This window comes from Achromobacter sp. GD03932 (assembly GCF_029839485.1).
Classification (GTDB): Bacteria; Pseudomonadota; Gammaproteobacteria; order Burkholderiales; family Burkholderiaceae_B; genus Achromobacter; species Achromobacter bronchisepticus_A.
The window spans coordinates 58,810-75,997 of the sequence record NZ_JAOCAT010000006.1; the positions used below are offsets into that span (position 1 = coordinate 58,810).

Genomic DNA, 17,188 nt, shown 5'->3' on the forward strand with positions numbered 1-17,188 from the left:
TATGACCCCTGACGAATATTGCCAGGAGAAAGCCGCCAAGAGCGGTTCCAGCTTCTACTACTCGTTCCTCTTCCTGCCGCCCGAGCGGCGGCGCGCCATCACGGCCCTGTACGCGTTCTGCCGCGAAGTGGACGACGTGGTGGACGAGTGCACCGACCCGTCGCTGGCCCGCGTCAAGCTGGCCTGGTGGCGCACGCAGGTCGACCAGATGTACAACGGCAATCCGGACCACCCGGTGACGCGCGCCCTGCAGCCGCACCTGCAAAGCTGTTCGATCACGCGCGAACGCCTGCTGGCCGTCATCGACGGCATGGAAATGGACCTGGACCAGACCCGCTACCTGGACTGGCCGGGCCTGCGCAAGTACTGCTGGCACGCCGCCGGCGTGGTGGGCGAACTGTCGGCCGGCGTCTTCGGCTATTCCGACCCCAAGACCCTGGTCTACGCGGAGAAGCTGGGCCTGGCGTTCCAGATGACCAACATCATCCGCGACGTGGGCGACGACGCCCGCCGCGGCCGCATCTACCTGCCCGTCAACGACATGCAGCAATTCGAGGTCAAGGCCTCGGACATCCTGAACGGCGAATACTCCGACCGCTTCAGCGCGCTGATGAAGTTCCAGGCCGAGCGCGCCCGCGGGCTGTACCGCGAGGCCATGAGCAACCTGCCCGAGGCCGACCGCCGCGCGCAGCGCCCGGGCCTGATGATGGCGGCCATCTACCACGCGCTGCTCGACGAGATCGAACGCGACAACTGGCAGGTGCTGCACCAGCGCATCTCGCTCACCCCTTTGCGCAAGCTGTGGCTCGCCTGGAAGACCTGGGTGGGCGGCGGACGCGGACTGGTCCGCCGGTTGGCGCGGTGAAGGCCGCGGTCATCGGCGCCGGCTGGGCTGGCCTGGCAGCCAGCGTCGCCCTGCGCGAAGCCGGCGCCAAAGTCACCGTCTTCGAAGCCGGCCATACGCCCGGCGGCCGCGCCCGGCGCGTCTTCCACACCGATTTCGACGCGCCGCTGGACAACGGCCAGCACCTGCTGTCGGGCGCCTACAAGCACACGCTGGCGCTGATGCGCCGCGTCGGCCGCAACCCCGACGCCTTGCTGATGCGCCGGCCGCTGCAGTTGGCCAGCCTGGACGGCCGCTTCCGCCTGGCCGCGCCGCGGCTGCCGGCGCCGTTGCACATGGCGGCGGCGATCCTGCGCGCGCGCGGCCTGGCCTGGAAGGACCGCCTGGCGACCCTGCGCCTGATGCGCGGCCTGAAAGCCATGGCCTGGACGCCGCCGCGCGAATGGACCGTCCTGCATCTGCTGCATTACCACGCGCAATCGGATGCGCTGATCCGTCAGGTCTGGGAACCGCTCTGCCTGGCCGCGCTGAACACGCCGACCGCCACGGCCAGCGCCGCGCTGTTTGCGCGCGTGCTGCGCGACAGCCTGACCGGCAGCCGCGAAAACAGCGACATGCTGCTGCCCTGCACCGACCTGTCCGCGCTCTGGCCCGACGCCGCCGCGCGCCAGGTGACCATGCGCTACGGCAGCACCGTGCGCCAGCTCCGCCCGTCGGCTGAAGGCATCGACATCAACCAGGAACGGTTCGATGCAGCCGTGCTGGCGGTGCCTCCCACCTTTGCCGCGCGGCTGCTCGACGCACCGTTGCGGGAAGCCGGCGCCACCGGGCTGCTGGATGCGCTCAAGGCGTTCGAATACATGCCCATCGCCACGCTGAACCTGCGGCTGCAGGATCCCTGGCGCCTGCCCGAACCCATGATGATGCTGCGCGAGGAATCCGCCCGCGACCACTACGGCCAATGGCTGTTCGACCGCGCGCAACTGGCCGGCGACACCAAGGCCGGCGAACTGGCGGTCGTGACCAGCGCGGCCACCGGCCTCGCGGAACGCAACCGCCGGCAGCTCATCGAGGCGCTGATCGACCAGGTGGCCGAACAGGCGGCGCGCCATCCCGCGCGCCTGCCGGCCATGCCGGAGGTGGCGGCCGCCGAACTGTTCATCGAAAAACGCGCGACCTTCGCGGCAGTGCCGGGCCTGACACGGCCGCTGAATACCACGCCCTGGCCCACCCTGGCGCTGGCCGGCGACTGGACCGACACGGGCTATCCGGGCGTGCTGGAAGGCGCGGTGCGCAGTGGCCTGCAGGCCGCTCGCGTGCTGAATCCGGCAGCGGCCTGAACGCCGCCCGCAGGCCTTAGCGCAACAGGCTGGCGGTGGCCAGGCCGGCCGCCGTCAGCAGCAGCGACCCGATCAGGCTGAACCCCGCATACCCCAGCGCGCTGGCGTAGGCGCCGCGCTCCAGCATGGCCACCGTCTCGGCCGAAAAGGTCGAAAACGTGGTCAAGCCCCCCATGAAACCCGTGATTGCGCCCAGCCGCACCCAGGCCGGCCATTCCGGATGCCCGGCCACCAGCGCCAACGCCAGCCCAACCAGATAGCCGCCGGCCAGGTTCACCACGAAGGTGCCCCAGGGCCAGGACTCCACGTTGAGCCACATGCTGACCAGCCAGCGGGTCCAGGCGCCGAACATGGCGCCCAGGCCCACGGCCAGGAAATTCAGGGGAATCAGGGTTTGGTATGCGGACATCGGATTTCAGGACGCCTTGTGCTGTTTGAGGCGGAAGGAAAAGACCAGCAGCAGTATGCCGAAAAACACGGCGTAGGCGCCGATGACCCAGACCAGCGCCAGCGCGCCCGCGCCGGGCTGCATGATCAGCATGCCGCCGAACAGGATGGACACCAGGCCCGAGAGCCCCAGCAGCCACTCATTGCGGATGTCCTTGCGGAAACGGATCGCCGCCACGACCTGGAATATGCCGGACACCAGCGCCCAGATCGCAATGATATAGAGCAGGACCAGCGCGGTCAGGCCGGGATAGAGGAAGGTGACGATGCCGGCCGCGATCCCCAGCAGGCCCACGATGATGAGCGCCCACAGGGGTTTGCCGTTGTCGCGGATGCGCACGCCGGCGACCAGGGCCAGCACGCCGTCCACCAGCGCGAAAGCGCCCCACACCAGCACCAGCGCGGACAAGGTGATGGCGGGCATGAGCAAGGCCATGAGCCCGAACAGGATGGCGACCACGCCGCGCAACGCCACCCAACCCCAATGACGACCGATCTGATCCACGACTTGCTGTTCAAGCATGACGACCTCCGGTGTTTGTAACGGGTGGCCTATCTTATCGCCGCTGGCAGACAGGCGCCACGACGCCCCCGCCCCGCCGCGACGCGCGGCCCGAAATCGATTGAAATTTCCTCGGGCGGGCAGACGCAACATTTATAAGAGTCATTCTCATTAAATGTTAGAATCCGCGGGCTTTCACCCTATACCCCATGGACAGTCAACCCACTCCCCGCCGCCGTGCCTATTGGCTCAAGACACTGCACCAATGGCATTGGATCAGCTCGGCGCTGTGCCTGCTGGGCATGCTGTTGTTCGCGGTGACGGGCCTGACCCTGAACAACGCCTCGCACATCGAGGCCCGGGCGGTCGTGACCAGCCGCGAGGCCCGCATGCCGGACGCCGTGCTGCAGCAATTGTCCCCTCCTCCCGCGCAAAAAAAGGCGCCATTGCCCGCGCCCGTGGCGCAATGGCTGGACCAGACGCTGGACGCCTCCGCCGCCGGCAAACCCGCCGAATGGTCGGCCGACGAGGTCTACCTGTCGCTGCCGCGCGCCGGCGGCGACGCCTGGCTGTCCATCGACCTGGCCAGCGGCGACGTGGAATACGAACGCACCGACCGCGGCTGGATCTCGTACCTGAACGACCTGCACAAGGGCCGCAACACCGGCCTGGCCTGGAGCTGGTTCCTGGACATCTTCGCCGTCGCCTGTCTGGTCTTTTCGCTGACCGGGCTGGTGCTGCTCAAGATGCACGCCGGCAACCGCAGCGCGACCTGGCCCATGGTCGGCCTGGGCGTGGTGATCCCGGTGGTGCTGGCCCTGCTTTTCATACATTGATTCCAACGATCCGCCCCTGGAGATTTCCATGCGCAAGCTGTTGTTGTCGGCCCTGCTGGCCGGCCTGATCGCCCGAACGGCCCAAGCGGCCGACATCGGCCTGTCCATCGAGATCCCGCGCCTGGACGTGGCGGAATACCACCGTCCCTACGTCGCGATCTGGATCGAAAACCCGGATCAGAGCGTCGCGACCGACCTGGCCGTCTGGTACGACGTGGCCAAGAAGAACAACGAAGGCACGGAATGGCTCAAGGACATGCGCCAATGGTGGCGCCGCAGCGGCCGCAATCAGCAGTTCCCGGTGGACGGCGTCAGCGGCGCGACCAAGCCCGTGGGCAAGCACGCGCTGAGCTTTGACGCGGCCAGCAAGCCGCTGTCGGGCCTGAAGCCTGGCCAGTACGCCGTGGTGGTCGAAGCCGCGCGAGAAGTCGGCGGCCGCGAGCTGCTGCGCATTCCCTTCCAATGGCCGCCGCAAAAGGCCGGGCAATTGACCGCGCGCGGCGAACACGAACTGGGCGCCATCGCGCTCGACCTGAAACCTTGAGATCTCCTAGGAGCGCAACGATGAAATCCGCCGCCAAACTGGCCGCCGCCCTGGCGCTGTGCCTGCCCTTCGCCTCCCAGGCGCATGACGTCTGGATGGTGCCGTCCTCGACGGTGCTGTCCGGCGTCGACAGCTGGGTCACCGTCGACGCCGCCGTCGGCAACGACAAGTTCTATTTCAACCACGCCCCGCTGCGCCTGGACGGCCTGGCCGTGACGGCTCCGGACGGCAGCGCCGCCGAAGCCGAAAACGTCAATAAGGGCAAGCTGCGCAGCACCTTCGACCTGCAACTGAAGCAGGCCGGCACGTACCGCGTGGCCGTGGTCAACGACGGCGTGTTCGCGCGCTGGAAGGAAGACGGCAAGAACAAGCGCTACTTCGGCAAGCCCGAAGGCCTGGCGCAGGCCGTGCCGGCCAAGGCCGATGAGCTGGAAGTCTCGCAAAGCCTGGGTCGCGTCGAAACCTTCGTGACCGCCGGCAAGCCCTCGGCCGTCAAGCCGGTCGGCCGCGGCCTGGAACTGGCCCCCGTGACCCACCCGAACGACCTGTTCACCGACGAGCCCGCCACCTTCCAGATGCTGCTGGACGGCAAGCCCGCCGCCGACCTGGAAGTCAACGTGGTGCCCGGCGGCAGCCGTTATCGCGACAAGGTCGGCGAAATCCAGCTGAAGACGGACAAGGACGGCAAGTTCTCCGTGAAGTGGCCGCAGCCCGGCCTGTACTGGATCGAGGCTGGCATGGAAGATGCCAAGGTCAGCGTGCCGCAAGCCAAGAAGCGCCGCCTGTCCTACGCAGGCACGGTCGAAGTGCTGCAGCCCTAAGCCGCCGCAGGCGCATGGCCAACTCTCCTTCCTACGCCCAGAGCGGCGCGCCGGCTACTGCCGTGCGCGTCGCCTATGGCGCCATGCCCGCAATGCCGGCAGCGCCCGCGGCGCTGGCCGGCGCCACCATGGGCACCACCTGGTCGGCGCGCATGGCGCTGCCGGCCGGGCGCACGGAAGCCGCGGCGCGCCATGCCATCCAGGCGGCACTGGACGAAGTGGTCGCCCAGATGAGCACCTGGGAAGCGGATTCCGACATCACGCGCTACAACCAGGCCGCCGCTGGCTGGCAGGAATTGCCGGCGGGATTCTTCCATGTGCTGAGCCACGCGCTGGCGCTGGCCGGGGACACTGGCGGCGCTTATGACCCCACGGTGGGACCGCTGGTGAACGCCTGGGGGTTCGGTCCGCACCAGCGCGCCTTCGAGCCGCCCGCGCCTGCCGCCATCGAGGCCGCGCGCGCCCGCTGCGGCTGGCGCCGCGTGCAACTGGACACCGAACGCCGCGCCGCGCTGCAGCCGGGCGGCGCCTATCTGGATCTTTCCTCCATCGCCAAGGGTTACGGCGTGGACCGCGCCGCGATGGCGCTCGATGCGCTGGGCATCACTCAATACCTGGTCGAAGTCGGCGGCGAATTGCGCGCGCGCGGCAAACGGCCCGACGGCCAGCCCTGGCGCGTGGCGATCGAAGTGCCGGACGCCAGCGACGACCATGCGCTGGCGCTGCCGCTGTCCGACCGCAGCATCGCCACCTCGGGCGATTACCGCCGCCACGCGGGCAGCGGCGACGAGCGCTACGCCCACACCATCGATCCGCGCACGGGTATGCCGGTGCGCAACAATCTGGCCTCGGTCACCGTGCTGCATCCCGGATGCATGCAGGCCGACGCGCTCGCCACCGCCCTGACCGTGCTGGGCGCAGACGAGGGTCTGGCCTATGCGCGCCGCCACGATCTGGCGGCCTTGTTCATCCTGCGCGAGCGCGACGCCTGGCGCGTCGTTGCCACGCCCGCATTCCAGGCGCTGGCCGCCATAGCCTGACGACATGCCAGCAACCCGGTTGATCGCGGCAGCATGCGTGGTGGGAGCCTGGTTGCTCCTGTGCCTCTGGGCCCGCCGCCGCGCCAAGCGCCATGAGGCGCAACAGGCGCTGGCACTGCAAGCCCTGCAAGCGCCCGTCCCCGAAGACACCTTGCTGGTCGCCTACGCCACGCAGACCGGCTACGCCGAATCGCTGGCGGCGCAGACCGCCGAATCCCTGCGCGCGGGCGGTCTCGCCGTGCGCGTGGCGGCGCTGGAACAGCTGGACGCCAAGCGTCTGGCGGCGTATCGCCGCATGCTGTTCGTGGTCAGCACCTATGGCGAAGGCGATCCGCCAGACGCCGCCGCGGCCTTCGCCGAACAGATGCAGCTGGCGGTCCCGGCGCTTGCCGGCGCGCACTACGCGGTGCTGGCGCTGGGCGACAGCGAATATGCCCAGTTCTGCGGCTTCGGCCATCGCCTGGACGACTGGCTGCACGCCCAGGGCGCAACGCCGTTGTTCGACCTGGTGGAAGTCGACAACGGCGACCCCGCCGCCCTGCGCCATTGGCAGCACCACCTGGGCCTGCTGGCAGGACGCAGCGACCTGCCCGATTGGCAGGCGCCCGTCTACGAATCGTGGCGCCTGGCCGCGCGCGAACAGCTCAATCCGCACAGCCAGGGCGGCCCCTGCTATCTGCTGACGCTGACGCCGCCAGCCGATGGCGTGCGCGGCTGGCAGGCCGGCGACATCGCCGAGATCGGCCCGCGGCGCGAAGCCGGCGGCCCCTTGCTCGCGCACCGCGAATACTCGATCGCATCGCTGCCGGAAGACGGTTCGATCCAATTGCTGGTGCGCCAGATGCGCGGCGCCGATGGCGCGCTGGGCCTGGGCAGCGGCTGGCTCACCCATATCGCGCAGCCCGGCGACGCGATCGACCTGCGCGTGCGCGTCAACCGCAATTTCCACGCGCCTGCCGACGACCGCCCGCTGCTGCTGGTGGGCAATGGCACCGGCCTGGCCGGCCTGCGCGCGCTGATCAAGGCGCGCCGCGCCGCGGGCCAGCACCGCAACTGGCTGGTGTTCGGCGAACGCAACGCGGCGCACGACTGGTTCTGCCGGGAAGAGATCGACGCCTGGCGCAATGACGGCACGCTGGAACGCGTGGACGCGGTGTTCTCGCGTGACCAGGCCGAGCGCCGCTACGTGCAGCACCATCTGCGCGAACAAGCTGAAGCCGTGCGCGCCTGGGCCGACGCGGGCGCCGCCATCTACGTCTGCGGCAGCCTGCAAGGCATGGCCGGCGGCGTGGACGCCGCCCTGCAGGACATACTGGGCGCCACGCGCCTGCAGGCCATGCAGCGCGACGGCCGCTACCGCCGCGACGTGTATTGAACGCGTCCGCTGCGTTTACTGCAGCTTGATGTCGGCCTTCTCGATCACGGTCTTCCAGCGGTCGCGTTCGGCGCGGATCTGCTGGCCGAACTCGGCCGGGGTATTGCCCAGCGGAAATGCGCCCGTCTCTTCCATCTTGGCCGCTGTCGCCGGATCGCGCACGGCGCGGGCGAAGGCGTCGGCCAGCTTGTCGCGCACGTCGTCAGGCATGCCGGCAGGTCCCACCACGCCGTACCAGGCCGTCACGTCGTAGTCCTTGTAGCCCTGCTCCGCGAACGTCGGCACGTCCGGCAGACGCGGGTTGCGCTGGGCGCCGGTGATGGCCAGGGCGCGCAGGTGATTGCTCTTCAGGTAGGGCAGCGACGACGGGAAGTTATCGAAGATCACCGGCACCACCCCGCCCACCGTATCGGTCAGCGCGGGCGCCGAACCGCGATAGGAAATGCTGTTCATCTTGCCGCCGATGATCTGCAGGAACCAGATCATGCCCAGGTCGTTCACGCCGCCGGCGCCAGCGTTGGCATAGCCGTCCTTGTTGGGATTGGCGCGCACGTGCTCGACGAACTCGCCCAGCGTCTTGGCCGGGAACTGCGGATTCACGCTGAGGATGTTGGGGCTGGTGACCAGATTGCTGACGGGCGTGAAATCCTTGACCGGATCGTAGGTCAGCTTCGGGAACAGGTGCGGCGCGGTGCCGTGCGTGCTGACGGTGGCCAGGCCCACGGTGTAGCCGTCCGGCTTGGCGCGCGCCGTGGCGGTCATGCCTATGGTGCCGGACGCGCCCGTGCGGTTCTCCACGACGATCTGCTGGCCCAGGATCTCGCCCGCCTTGGCGGCCGCGAGCCGGCCCACGATGTCGGTCGGGCCGCCCGCCGGGAACGGCACGATCAGCGTGATGGGATGGTCGGGAAAAGCCGCGTGGGCGGCGGGCAGCATGGCGGCCAGCGCCAGGGCTACGCAAGTCTTGCGCATCATGGGTATGTCTCCTGTAGGGATGGTTGGAATTCTTATGCGGCCGCGCCGGCGGCGGCTTGCGCCATTGCTTCACGGCGCAGGATCTTGCCAGGCCGCGCCATGCCGGCTTCAGCCGGGAAGACCTGCTGGCCGTTGACCAGCACGTGCTCCACGCCCGCGGAGGCCAGCGTCGGCGCCTCCCAGGTGGCGCGGTCCTCGACCGTGTCGGCGTCGAACACGACGATGTCGGCCCAGGCGCCCTCGCTCAACTGGCCGCGCCCGGCCAGGCCGAACACGCGGGCCGGCAGGGAAGTCATCTTGGCGACGGCAGTCTCCAGCGTCATCAGCTCGGCCTCGCGCACGTAGCGGCCCAGCACGCGCGTGAAGCTGCCCCACAGCCGGGGATGCGGATGGGCGTCGTTGGGCAGGCCGTCCGAACCCACCATGCAGCACTCGTGCTGGAAGATGCGCTGTACCTCGGCCTCGTCCATGGCGAAGTAGATCGCGCCCGCCGGACACAGGCGCTGCGCCGCGGTGGTCTTGTCGCAGCCCCAGCGCGCCGCAATGTCGCTGAGGAATTGGCCGCCGCATTCGGGATGCGGCGTGGACCAGGTGATACGTATGTCCTCGATGGTTTCGGCGCGCTCCGGAATCAGGATGGTGGAGCTGCCGGGGTACGGGTAAATGTCCAGCGCCACCTCCACGCCCTCGCCGCGCGCGCGGTCGATGTTCGCCAGCGTGGCGCGGCTCTTGCCCCAGTTCTGCGGCATCATGCATTTGTGGTGCGACAGCACGGTGGCGCAACCCGTGTTGCGCCCCACCGAGAGCACCTCGTCGACGGCTGTCTCGACCTCGTCGCCCTCGTTGCGGATATGGCTGGTGTGCATGGCGCCACGCGCCGCCGCCACCCGCGCCAGGCCTTCCAGTTCAGCGGGACGCGCCGCGCCGCCAGGCTGGTAGGCCAGGCCGGTGCTGAAGCCCACCGCGCCCGCGGCCAGGGCTTCGTCCAGCATGCGCTGCATGCTTTCCTGCTCCTCGGCCGTAGGCTGCGCCGCCGGGTCGCGCATGGCGGCCAGGCGCAGGTTGGCGTGCCCCACCAGGGCCGCCACGTTGATCATGGGCTGCTGCGCGCGCAGCTCGCCGAAATAGGCCTGCATGTCGGCGAACAAGGGCGTTTCCCCCAGCAAGGCCAGCGCCGCGGCGGTATTGCCCGGCAAGGGCGCCGGCGCGCCGCTCACGCCGCAATTGCCCACCACCACCGACGTGATGCCTTGCGTGGTCTTCCATTCCAGGCCAGGCCGCTCCACGAACATCAGGTCGTCATGGCCGTGCACGTCGATGAAGCCGGGAGCCACGATCTTGCCGCGCGCATCCACCCGGCGCGCGGCCGCCTTGCCCGACAGGTCGCCGATGGCGGCGATGCGCTCGCCCGCCACGCCCACGTCGGTGCGCCGCCTAGGGCCGCCCAGGCCGTCGATGACCCATCCGCCTTCAATGATCAGATCCAGAGGTTCCTGCCGCATGGTGCTCCTGCCTTGAGGGTCTTGTCGGCGGATACGCCAGGCCAGCGGACGCCGAAAGGGTCTAGTATCGTCCGCCCGATCAATCTGGGAAAATTGTTTTTATTGATCCATCTATCGTGATTTGAAATGAATCGTCTGCCCAAGCACGTCACCCTGAAGCACCTGACCGCCTTCGTCGCCGTGGCCCAGGAATCCAGCTTCACGCACGCCGCCAAGCGCCTGTTCCAGACGCAGTCGTCGGTGACCAGCCTGGTGCGGCAGCTGGAGGACGCGCTCGCCACGCAGCTCTTCGCGCGCACCAGCCGGCGCGTGCTGCTGACGGCGGCCGGCGAGGAATTCCTGCCGCGCGTCATGCGGCTGCTGGCGGATTTCGATGGCGTGATAGACGACGTGCAACGCTATGGCGCACTGGAACGCGGGCGCGTGGGAGTGGCGGCGGCACCGTCTGCCATCACGCAGATCATCGCGCCCGCCGCCGCGGCCTTTTCCGCCCGCTACCCGGCCGTGCGCCTGTATCTCAGCGACGACAACTCCGGCCGCATCCAGCGCAAGGTCGCCGCGCGCGAAGTGGACTTCGGCCTGACCAGCCGCTGGGCCGACGCGCCCGGCCTGCAGTTCGACGCCCTGCTGGAAGACCGTTTCGGCGTGTTGTACCGGGAAGACGACGCCAGCCTGCGCCCCGCGCGCGACGGCACGATGCGCTGGTCGGACCTGGCCGGCCGCAAACTGGTCGGGGTGGTGGACGAGACCGGCATCATGGCGCTGTTGCGCGCCCGCGCCGACTTGCCGATAGAAGCCGGCGCGCCGTTCTACGAAGCGTCCAGCACCACCTCGCAGGCGGCGCTGGTCCAGGCCGGCCTGGGCGTGGCGCTATTGCCGGCGCTGGCCGCGCAGCGGGTGATGGAGCCGGGCCTGGCCTACGCGCTGCTGGCCCGTCCCACGGTCATACGCACGGTCTGCATCATCCGGCACAAGGAATACCCCTTGAGCCCCGCCGCGCAGGCGCTGATCCGCGCGATCCACGACTACCTGCGCACCGCGCCGCTGCCGGCCGGCTGCAAGCGCATGCCGGCCAAGGGTTTGAAAGCCTGAAGGATACCCGGCGCGGTCAGGCCCCGCGCAGCTTCTCATCCAGCGCCGCCAGCCCCGCCGCGAACACATTGCGGCCCACGGCGTTGGCCACGTCGCTCAACTCCGCGCCCTCGACGCGGAAATCCGCCCACCACTCCACCAGCGTGTGGCCGCCTTCGGTGATGGCATGCAGCGCCACGCCGGCGACATAGTCGCGCATGGGCAGATCGGTTTCGATGATGGAATAGCGCAGCGCCGTGCCCGGATCGTCCAGCATCAGCAGTTGCTCGCGCACGAAGCCGGAAGGCTTGAGCGACAGATGCCGCACGCTGCCTACGGCGTCGTGGCGGCCGCCCTCTTCCAGGCGGCTTTCGGCGATGCCGGGATGCCAGGCGGCCAGGCCGTTGAAATCTCGGAAACTGGCCCAGACCTGCTGTAGCGGCGCGTGGATGATGGCGCTGACGTGTACGGTATGCGGCATGCGGACTCCTGCGGGCGCGCGGCCCAGGGATTGGGAAAACGTCGGAAACGACGGAATCAGAACGTCAGGCTCTTGAACTCGCGGGTCGCCGCGGTCAGCGCCTGTTCGGTGGGCAGCCGCTCCATCGAGCTTGCGCCATAGAAGCCATGGCAATGCTTGCACGCGCGCAGCACGTAGGCCGCGTCCTCGGGCGTGGCGATGGGGCCGCCGTGGCACAGCACGATGATATCCGGCCGCACCGCCAGCGCAGCCGCGGCGATGCGGTCGATAGCCGCCACGCAGCCGTCCAGCGTCTGCGCGGTCTCGGCGCCGATCGAACCGCCGGTCGTCAGGCCCATATGGGCCACGATGATGTCGGCGCCGGCCTTCGTCATGGCCACGGCGTCGTCCTCGTTGAACACGTAGGGCGTGGTCAGCATGCCCTTCTTGTGCGCCAGGCGGATCATGTCCACTTCCAGCGCGTAGCCCATGCCGGTCTCTTCCAGGTTGGCGCGGAAGGTGCCGTCGATGAGGCCCACGGTGGGGAAGTTCTGCACGCCGGCAAAGCCCTGGCGCTTGAGGTCATCCAGGAACACGTCGAAATCGCAGAACGGGTCGGTGCCGTTGACGCCGGCCAGCACCGGCGTCTTCTTCACCACCGGCAGGACTTCGCGTCCCATGTCCACCACGATCTCGTTGGCGTTGCCATACGCCAGCAGCCCCGCCAGCGATCCACGGCCCGCCATGCGATAACGGCCCGAGTTGTAGATCACGATCAGATCGATGCCGCCCGCTTCCTCGCACTTGGCCGACAGGCCGGTGCCCGCGCCACCGCCGACGATAGGCGTGCGCGCGCGCACCATGGCGCGATACTTGTCCAGGAGTTCGTTGCGGTCAAAGCGCGGCATGGCGGCGGTCCTCAGTGTGTAGCGATTTCAAGAAATTGGTCGACCGCGGTCTGGGCGAAGAGCGGGTCGTTGATGTGGCAAGGCACGCGCACCAGGCGGCGCTCGGCGGTCTGCACCAGGTTTTTCTCCAGCGCCGCGAACAGCGCCGCGTCGGCCTGCGGATCCCAGAACGCCTGCCCCGGCGCGTCCAGCGCGGAGACGCCGCCCTCCGGAATCAGGAAGCGCACCGGACCCTGGCATTGATTCAGCCTGGCGGCGATCCACTCGCCCTGGCGGGTGTTTTCTTCCACGGTGGTGCGCATCAGCGTCACCTGCGGATTGTGCGGATAGAACTTGCGGCCGCGGTAGCGTTCCGGAACTGTGTCCATGGCGCCGAAGTTCACCATGTCCAGCGCGCCGCAGGAGCCCACGTAGGGCAGGCCGGTGCGGGCCACGGCGCCGAAACGGTCCTCGGTGCAGGCCAGCACGCCGCCGAACAGGAAGTCGCAGACTTCGGTGGTGGTCAGGTCCAGCACGCCGCCCAGCAGATGGCTGTCCAGCAGCTTTTCCATCGATTGCCCGCCCGTGCCGGTGGCATGGAACACCAGGCAGTCGTAGCGCGACTCCAGCAGCGGCGTCACCTGCTGCACGCAGGCGGTAGTGACGCCGAACATGGTGATGCCCACGGCGGGCCGGCCGTCATCGGCCGCGGCGCTCGCCGCCTGCTTGAAGGCGCCGCCGATTGCGCCGGCGGCATTGGCCAGCACCCGGCGCGAAATGCGGTTCAGGCCCGCGACGTCGGTCACGGAATACATCATGGCGATGTCCGAGGGCCCGACATAGGGCGCGACATTGCCCGAGGCCATCGTCGACACCATCAGCTTGGGCGTGCCGATCGGCAGCGCGCGCATCGCGGGCGTGATCAAGGCGGTGCCGCCGGAGCCGCCCAGTCCCAGCAGCGCGCCGATCCCGGCGTTGCCGGTCGCATAGCGTTCGAACGCCAGCGCCATGGCCGCGATGGCCGTGCCCCGGTCGCCGGTGAAGACCGCGCCGGCGCCGTCCGGATGGCTGGCGGCCACTACGCTGGCCTGCACCTGCGCCGCGCTGGCGGCGCCGGAAGTGGACACATCCACCGACACCGGATCCAGTCCGTCCCGGCGCAGCAGGTCCATCACATATTCAGCCTCTTGGCCTTTGGTGTCGTAGGTGGCGGCCACGTAGACCCGCCGGTTCGAATGCGTCATGACTCCTCCGCGGGCGGCTACACTCGGTGCGCGCCTCGATATGTGAGGCCGCGAGGCCTGTAGAATCTAGAAATGAGACGAAAGAATCATACTGAGACACCTGTCTCACGTCAAACTCCCGCCCCCTCCACGGCCGGCACGGCGCGCCTGATCGCGCCCGCCAGCCCGCAAGCCGCCGCCAGCGGCGAACCGCCGCATGGGCCGCGCGCGCGCATGCGCAAGATCCTGCTGGATGCGGCGCAGCGGCTGATGGCCCAGGGCATCACGCCGTCGGTGGCCGAACTGGCCGAACACGCGCAGGTATCGCGCGCCACCGCCTACCGCTACTTCCCCAGCCAGAGCGCGCTGATCGCCGCCGTGGTGGACGAGAGCCTCGGGCCCATCCTAGCCTGGGACTCCGCCGCGCCCGACGCCGCCGAACGCGTCGACGAACTGCTGCGCTTCGCCTACCCCCGGCTGGCAGCGCACGAAGCGCCGCTGCGCGCCGCCATCATGGTGTCGCTGCAGCAGCACGCCGAAGCCAGCGCCGGACGCGCCGCGACCGAGCCCCGGCTGGTGCGCGGCCATCGCGTCGACATCCTCAGGCGCGCCATCGCGCCGCTGGCGCCCGAGCTGACGCCGGCCCAGCTGGACCGCGTGGCCCAGGCCCTGTCGCTGGTCTATGGAACGGAGGTGTTCCTGGTGTTGAAGGACATCTGGAAACTGGAGCTGCCCGAACTCACGGACGTGGCGCGCTGGACCGCCCAGGCCATCATCGCGCAGGCGCGGGCCGAGGCCCGATCCGAGAAAAAACAACCGGGAAAGCGCGTTCGGGAGTAAGCCCTGGGCTACTGGCCCGGCTTGCGGTGGCTGCGGAACAGCAGATGCGTGGCAGCCAGGTGGAAGCGCATGGCGATCTGCGCGCATTCCGCATCGCGCGCGCGCAGCGCCGCGATGATCTGGCGATGATGCTCCACGCTGCGCAGCATGTCGTCCTTGGTGTAGAAGTAGAACGAGCCGATGATGATGGGCATGTCCAGCAGGTTTTCCACCATGGAACGCACCCGCGCGGACTGCGCCGCGTCGAGCAGCGCGTGGTGGAACTGGTTGTTGTAGTGCTGCACCTGCGCCACGCTGTCGGGCGCGTCGGCGTTGATGGCATCGAGCATGCACTGATTGATGCGCTCGAGTTCGAGTATCTGCTCCGGGCTGGCCCGTTCGGCGGCCGCCTTGGCGGAATACGGTTCAAGCAGCATGCGCAGCTCGAAGGCTTCATCGATGTCCCGGTCTTGCCAGCCCAATACCACCGCTCCGCGCCGGCCTTCGTGCTTGACCAGGCCGTCCGTCACCAGGCGCTCGATCGCGCTGCGCACCGGCGTCCGGCTGACGGAAAGCTCGGCCGCGATGTGCTCTTCGCGCAGCCGTTCACCGGGCATGAAAGAGCCTGCCATCAAGCGGCGGCGCAGCTCTGCATAGACGTAATCGCGGGCGCTCGACATGATGGCGCATGACTCCTGATCCGGGTTCCCGAACTATACCGGAAGGCTGTCCCGGCATTCGCGCCTGGCCGCGTCAACGCTGGCGTTGCGCGAGGCGCTCCAGGAACCTGGGCCAGACCTCTGGATTCAGCAGCCGGGCGGGACGGCGACCGGCCAGCATGTCGATGATCTGGCTGGCGGACCCTTGCGCGACCTTGCGCCGGCCCTCGTGCGTGACGCCTCCGGTGTGATAGGTTGCCACCACATCGGAACGCAGCAGCAGACCATGCCCGGGCGAAGGAGGTTCCTGGCTCCAGACATCCAGTCCCGCTCCCGCCAGCCGTCCGTCCTGCAAGGCGGCAAGCAGCGCCTGCTCGTCGTGGATGCCGCCGCGCGCGGTCGAGATGAACAGCGCGCCGGGACGCATCCTGGCGTACGCTTCGGTCCCGATCATGCCCCGCGTGTCGTCATTCAGCGGACAATGCAGGCTCACCACGTCGGCCTGTTCGAGCAACTGCGCGAGGCTCACGGGTTCGGCGCCGCGCGCCCGGATTTCCTCGGGAGGCAGCAGCGGGTCGCAGGCAATCGCCCGCATGCCGAAGCCAGCGGCAATGCGCGCGACTCTGCGGCCGATTTCACCGATGCCCACGATGCCCAGCACGCGTCCGTCGATCTCGCGCCCCATCAGGGCCTCGCGCGTAGCGGCGGATCCCGCTTGCAGCGCGGCCTGGGATTCGCGCAGGCGCTTGACCAGCGACAGCAGCAAGGCGAACGTCATTTCCGCCACCGACGCGGCATTGGCGCCTGCCTGGTTCACCACCGCCACTCCGGCCCGCGTGCAGGCGGCAACGTCCACGGTGTCGTAGCCCGCGCCGCCCGAGGACACGCAAAGCAATTCCGGACACTGCGCCAGCAGGCTTTCCGTTACCTGCCAGCGCGCGGGGACTTCGTCCTTGGCCGCGCTGACATGATACGCATCCGCGCCGGCCAGCCCCGCCGCCGTGATCGCGTCGCCCTTCGCAGGCAACACTTCGATGCTCAGGGCCGGCTCGCGCCCGAGGCAGGCGTCGAACGCAGGATCGATCCAGAGGTCCAGCCGGACGACGCGCATCTTGTCCGCCAGCCGCGCCGTCAGGCTCACGGCCGCGCCTCCGCGCAGCCCAGTTGCTTGAGCCGGGCATCGACCCAGGACGTGTCCAGCGAACCCGCCGCGATATCCGCCAGCATCTTCGTTTCCAGTTCGTGCTTGGACTGAGCGGCCAGGTAAACCGCTTCCGTCTGCTCGAACGGAATCGACAGCAGGCCGTCCTCGTCGCCCAGGATCAGATCTCCCGGCGCAATCGTCATGCCATTCAAGGCAATGACGCAGTTGATCTCGCCAGGCCCGTCCTTGTAGGGCCCGCGGTGGGTCACGCCGGCCGCGTAGACGGGAAACGCGCCGCGGCGGATCGTGCCGCTATCGCGGATAGCGCCGTTGATCACGATGCCTGCGATGCCGCGCGTCTGCGCGTAGCTGGTCATGATTTCGCCGATGATGGCGTTGGTCAGGTCGCCGCCCGCGTCCACCACGATCACGTCGCCGGGCTGCGCCAGATCAAGCGCCTTGTGCACCAGCAGGTTGTCGCCAGGACGGGTGCGCACGGTCAGGGCCGGACCGGCCAGCGGGCTGCCGTCGTGCATGGGTTGCAAGGGCGCGCCGCCGGCCGTCATCCGCGACATGCAGTCGCTGATATTGGCGACCGGCACGCCTTTGAACTTGTCCACGGTTTGCTTGCTCACCGCGCGCTTGCGGGCATGGATCTCGAAACCGATCATTTTTGCTCCTGTCGGGAATTGCAATGCG

19 protein-coding genes are annotated in these 17,188 nt (G+C 68.7%); 9 read left to right on the plus strand and 10 right to left on the minus strand.

Features of this window, described 5'->3' with window-relative positions:
* Position 1: 1 nt before the first annotated feature.
* Both hpnD and hpnE read left to right on the plus strand, forming a co-directional pair.
* Positions 2-865 carry a presqualene diphosphate synthase HpnD gene (gene hpnD, locus N5C88_RS07455; RefSeq protein WP_059379919.1) on the plus strand — a complete coding sequence of 288 codons (864 nt, stop codon included), beginning with the start codon at positions 2-4 and terminating at the stop codon, positions 863-865.
* Positions 862-2,184 carry a hydroxysqualene dehydroxylase HpnE gene (hpnE, locus tag N5C88_RS07460; protein WP_251881713.1) on the plus strand — a complete coding sequence of 441 codons (1,323 nt, stop codon included), beginning with the start codon at positions 862-864 and terminating at the stop codon, positions 2,182-2,184. Before hpnD ends, hpnE begins: the two co-directional genes overlap by 4 nt.
* Before the next feature lie 16 nt (positions 2,185-2,200).
* Here hpnE and crcB read toward each other — a convergent pair whose 3' ends face one another.
* Entirely contained in the window at positions 2,201-2,593 is a 393-nt protein-coding gene (gene crcB, locus N5C88_RS07465; protein WP_059379921.1) for a fluoride efflux transporter CrcB, read from the minus strand.
* A gap of 6 nt (positions 2,594-2,599) precedes the next feature.
* Positions 2,600-3,154, minus strand: a complete 555-nt coding sequence (locus N5C88_RS07470) for an HdeD family acid-resistance protein (protein WP_054452451.1) — start codon at positions 3,152-3,154, stop codon at positions 2,600-2,602.
* Positions 3,155-3,342: 188 nt separating this feature from the next.
* Here N5C88_RS07470 and N5C88_RS07475 point away from each other — a divergent pair, with 188 nt between their 5' ends.
* From N5C88_RS07475 to N5C88_RS07495, 5 genes are all read left to right on the plus strand, one after another.
* A complete protein-coding gene (locus N5C88_RS07475) occupies positions 3,343-3,969 on the plus strand; it encodes a PepSY-associated TM helix domain-containing protein (RefSeq protein WP_059379922.1) in 627 nt (208 codons plus the stop codon).
* Positions 3,970-3,997: 28 nt separating this feature from the next.
* Positions 3,998-4,513 (plus strand): DUF2271 domain-containing protein, encoded by a 516-nt coding sequence (locus tag N5C88_RS07480; RefSeq protein WP_059379923.1) that lies wholly within the window; start codon positions 3,998-4,000, stop codon positions 4,511-4,513.
* 20 nt (positions 4,514-4,533) lie between these two features.
* On the plus strand, positions 4,534-5,334 hold the full coding sequence (locus N5C88_RS07485; RefSeq protein ID WP_059379924.1) for a DUF4198 domain-containing protein: 801 nt from the start codon (positions 4,534-4,536) through the stop codon (positions 5,332-5,334).
* Positions 5,335-5,417: 83 nt separating this feature from the next.
* Complete coding sequence (locus N5C88_RS07490; protein WP_251881931.1) at positions 5,418-6,374, plus strand: FAD:protein FMN transferase; 957 nt, start codon at positions 5,418-5,420, stop codon at positions 6,372-6,374.
* 4 nt (positions 6,375-6,378) lie between these two features.
* Positions 6,379-7,749, plus strand: a complete 1,371-nt coding sequence (locus tag N5C88_RS07495; protein WP_280015059.1) for a sulfite reductase subunit alpha — start codon at positions 6,379-6,381, stop codon at positions 7,747-7,749.
* 15 nt (positions 7,750-7,764) lie between these two features.
* On the opposite strand, the gene N5C88_RS07500 is transcribed toward N5C88_RS07495, so the two are convergent.
* On the minus strand, positions 7,765-8,724 hold the full coding sequence (locus N5C88_RS07500; protein WP_165867952.1) for a tripartite tricarboxylate transporter substrate binding protein BugE: 960 nt from the start codon (positions 8,722-8,724) through the stop codon (positions 7,765-7,767).
* 32 nt (positions 8,725-8,756) lie between these two features.
* Positions 8,757-10,226, minus strand: a complete 1,470-nt coding sequence (locus N5C88_RS07505; protein ID WP_280015060.1) for a D-aminoacylase — start codon at positions 10,224-10,226, stop codon at positions 8,757-8,759.
* Between the two features lie 126 nt (positions 10,227-10,352).
* On the opposite strand from N5C88_RS07505, the gene N5C88_RS07510 reads away from it, so the two are divergent.
* Complete coding sequence (locus N5C88_RS07510) at positions 10,353-11,318, plus strand: LysR family transcriptional regulator (protein ID WP_059379928.1); 966 nt, start codon at positions 10,353-10,355, stop codon at positions 11,316-11,318.
* Positions 11,319-11,334: 16 nt separating this feature from the next.
* Here the strand turns inward: N5C88_RS07510 and N5C88_RS07515 are convergent, their stop codons facing one another.
* The 3 genes from N5C88_RS07515 to N5C88_RS07525 are packed head-to-tail and all read right to left on the minus strand — an operon-like array spanning position 11,335 to position 13,888.
* Entirely contained in the window at positions 11,335-11,778 is a 444-nt protein-coding gene (locus tag N5C88_RS07515; protein WP_059379929.1) for an SRPBCC family protein, read from the minus strand.
* Between the two features lie 56 nt (positions 11,779-11,834).
* A complete protein-coding gene (locus tag N5C88_RS07520) occupies positions 11,835-12,665 on the minus strand; it encodes a phosphoenolpyruvate hydrolase family protein (RefSeq protein WP_118934313.1) in 831 nt (276 codons plus the stop codon).
* Between the two features lie 11 nt (positions 12,666-12,676).
* Entirely contained in the window at positions 12,677-13,888 is a 1,212-nt protein-coding gene (locus N5C88_RS07525; protein ID WP_280015061.1) for a Tm-1-like ATP-binding domain-containing protein, read from the minus strand.
* A gap of 147 nt (positions 13,889-14,035) precedes the next feature.
* Here N5C88_RS07525 and N5C88_RS07530 point away from each other — a divergent pair, with 147 nt between their 5' ends.
* A complete protein-coding gene (locus tag N5C88_RS07530) occupies positions 14,036-14,707 on the plus strand; it encodes a TetR/AcrR family transcriptional regulator (RefSeq protein WP_280015119.1) in 672 nt (223 codons plus the stop codon).
* A gap of 8 nt (positions 14,708-14,715) precedes the next feature.
* On the opposite strand, the gene N5C88_RS07535 is transcribed toward N5C88_RS07530, so the two are convergent.
* The 3 genes from N5C88_RS07535 to N5C88_RS07545 all read right to left on the minus strand — a co-directional run bounded on the left by N5C88_RS07535 (position 14,716) and on the right by N5C88_RS07545 (position 17,160).
* Positions 14,716-15,366 (minus strand): GntR family transcriptional regulator, encoded by a 651-nt coding sequence (locus N5C88_RS07535; protein ID WP_059379932.1) that lies wholly within the window; start codon positions 15,364-15,366, stop codon positions 14,716-14,718.
* A gap of 73 nt (positions 15,367-15,439) precedes the next feature.
* Entirely contained in the window at positions 15,440-16,486 is a 1,047-nt protein-coding gene (locus tag N5C88_RS07540; protein WP_251881723.1) for a hydroxyacid dehydrogenase, read from the minus strand.
* Positions 16,483-17,160, minus strand: a complete 678-nt coding sequence (locus N5C88_RS07545; protein ID WP_059379933.1) for an RraA family protein — start codon at positions 17,158-17,160, stop codon at positions 16,483-16,485. The genes N5C88_RS07540 and N5C88_RS07545 overlap by 4 nt, the downstream gene beginning before the upstream one ends.
* Between the last annotated feature and the right edge of the window lie 28 nt (positions 17,161-17,188).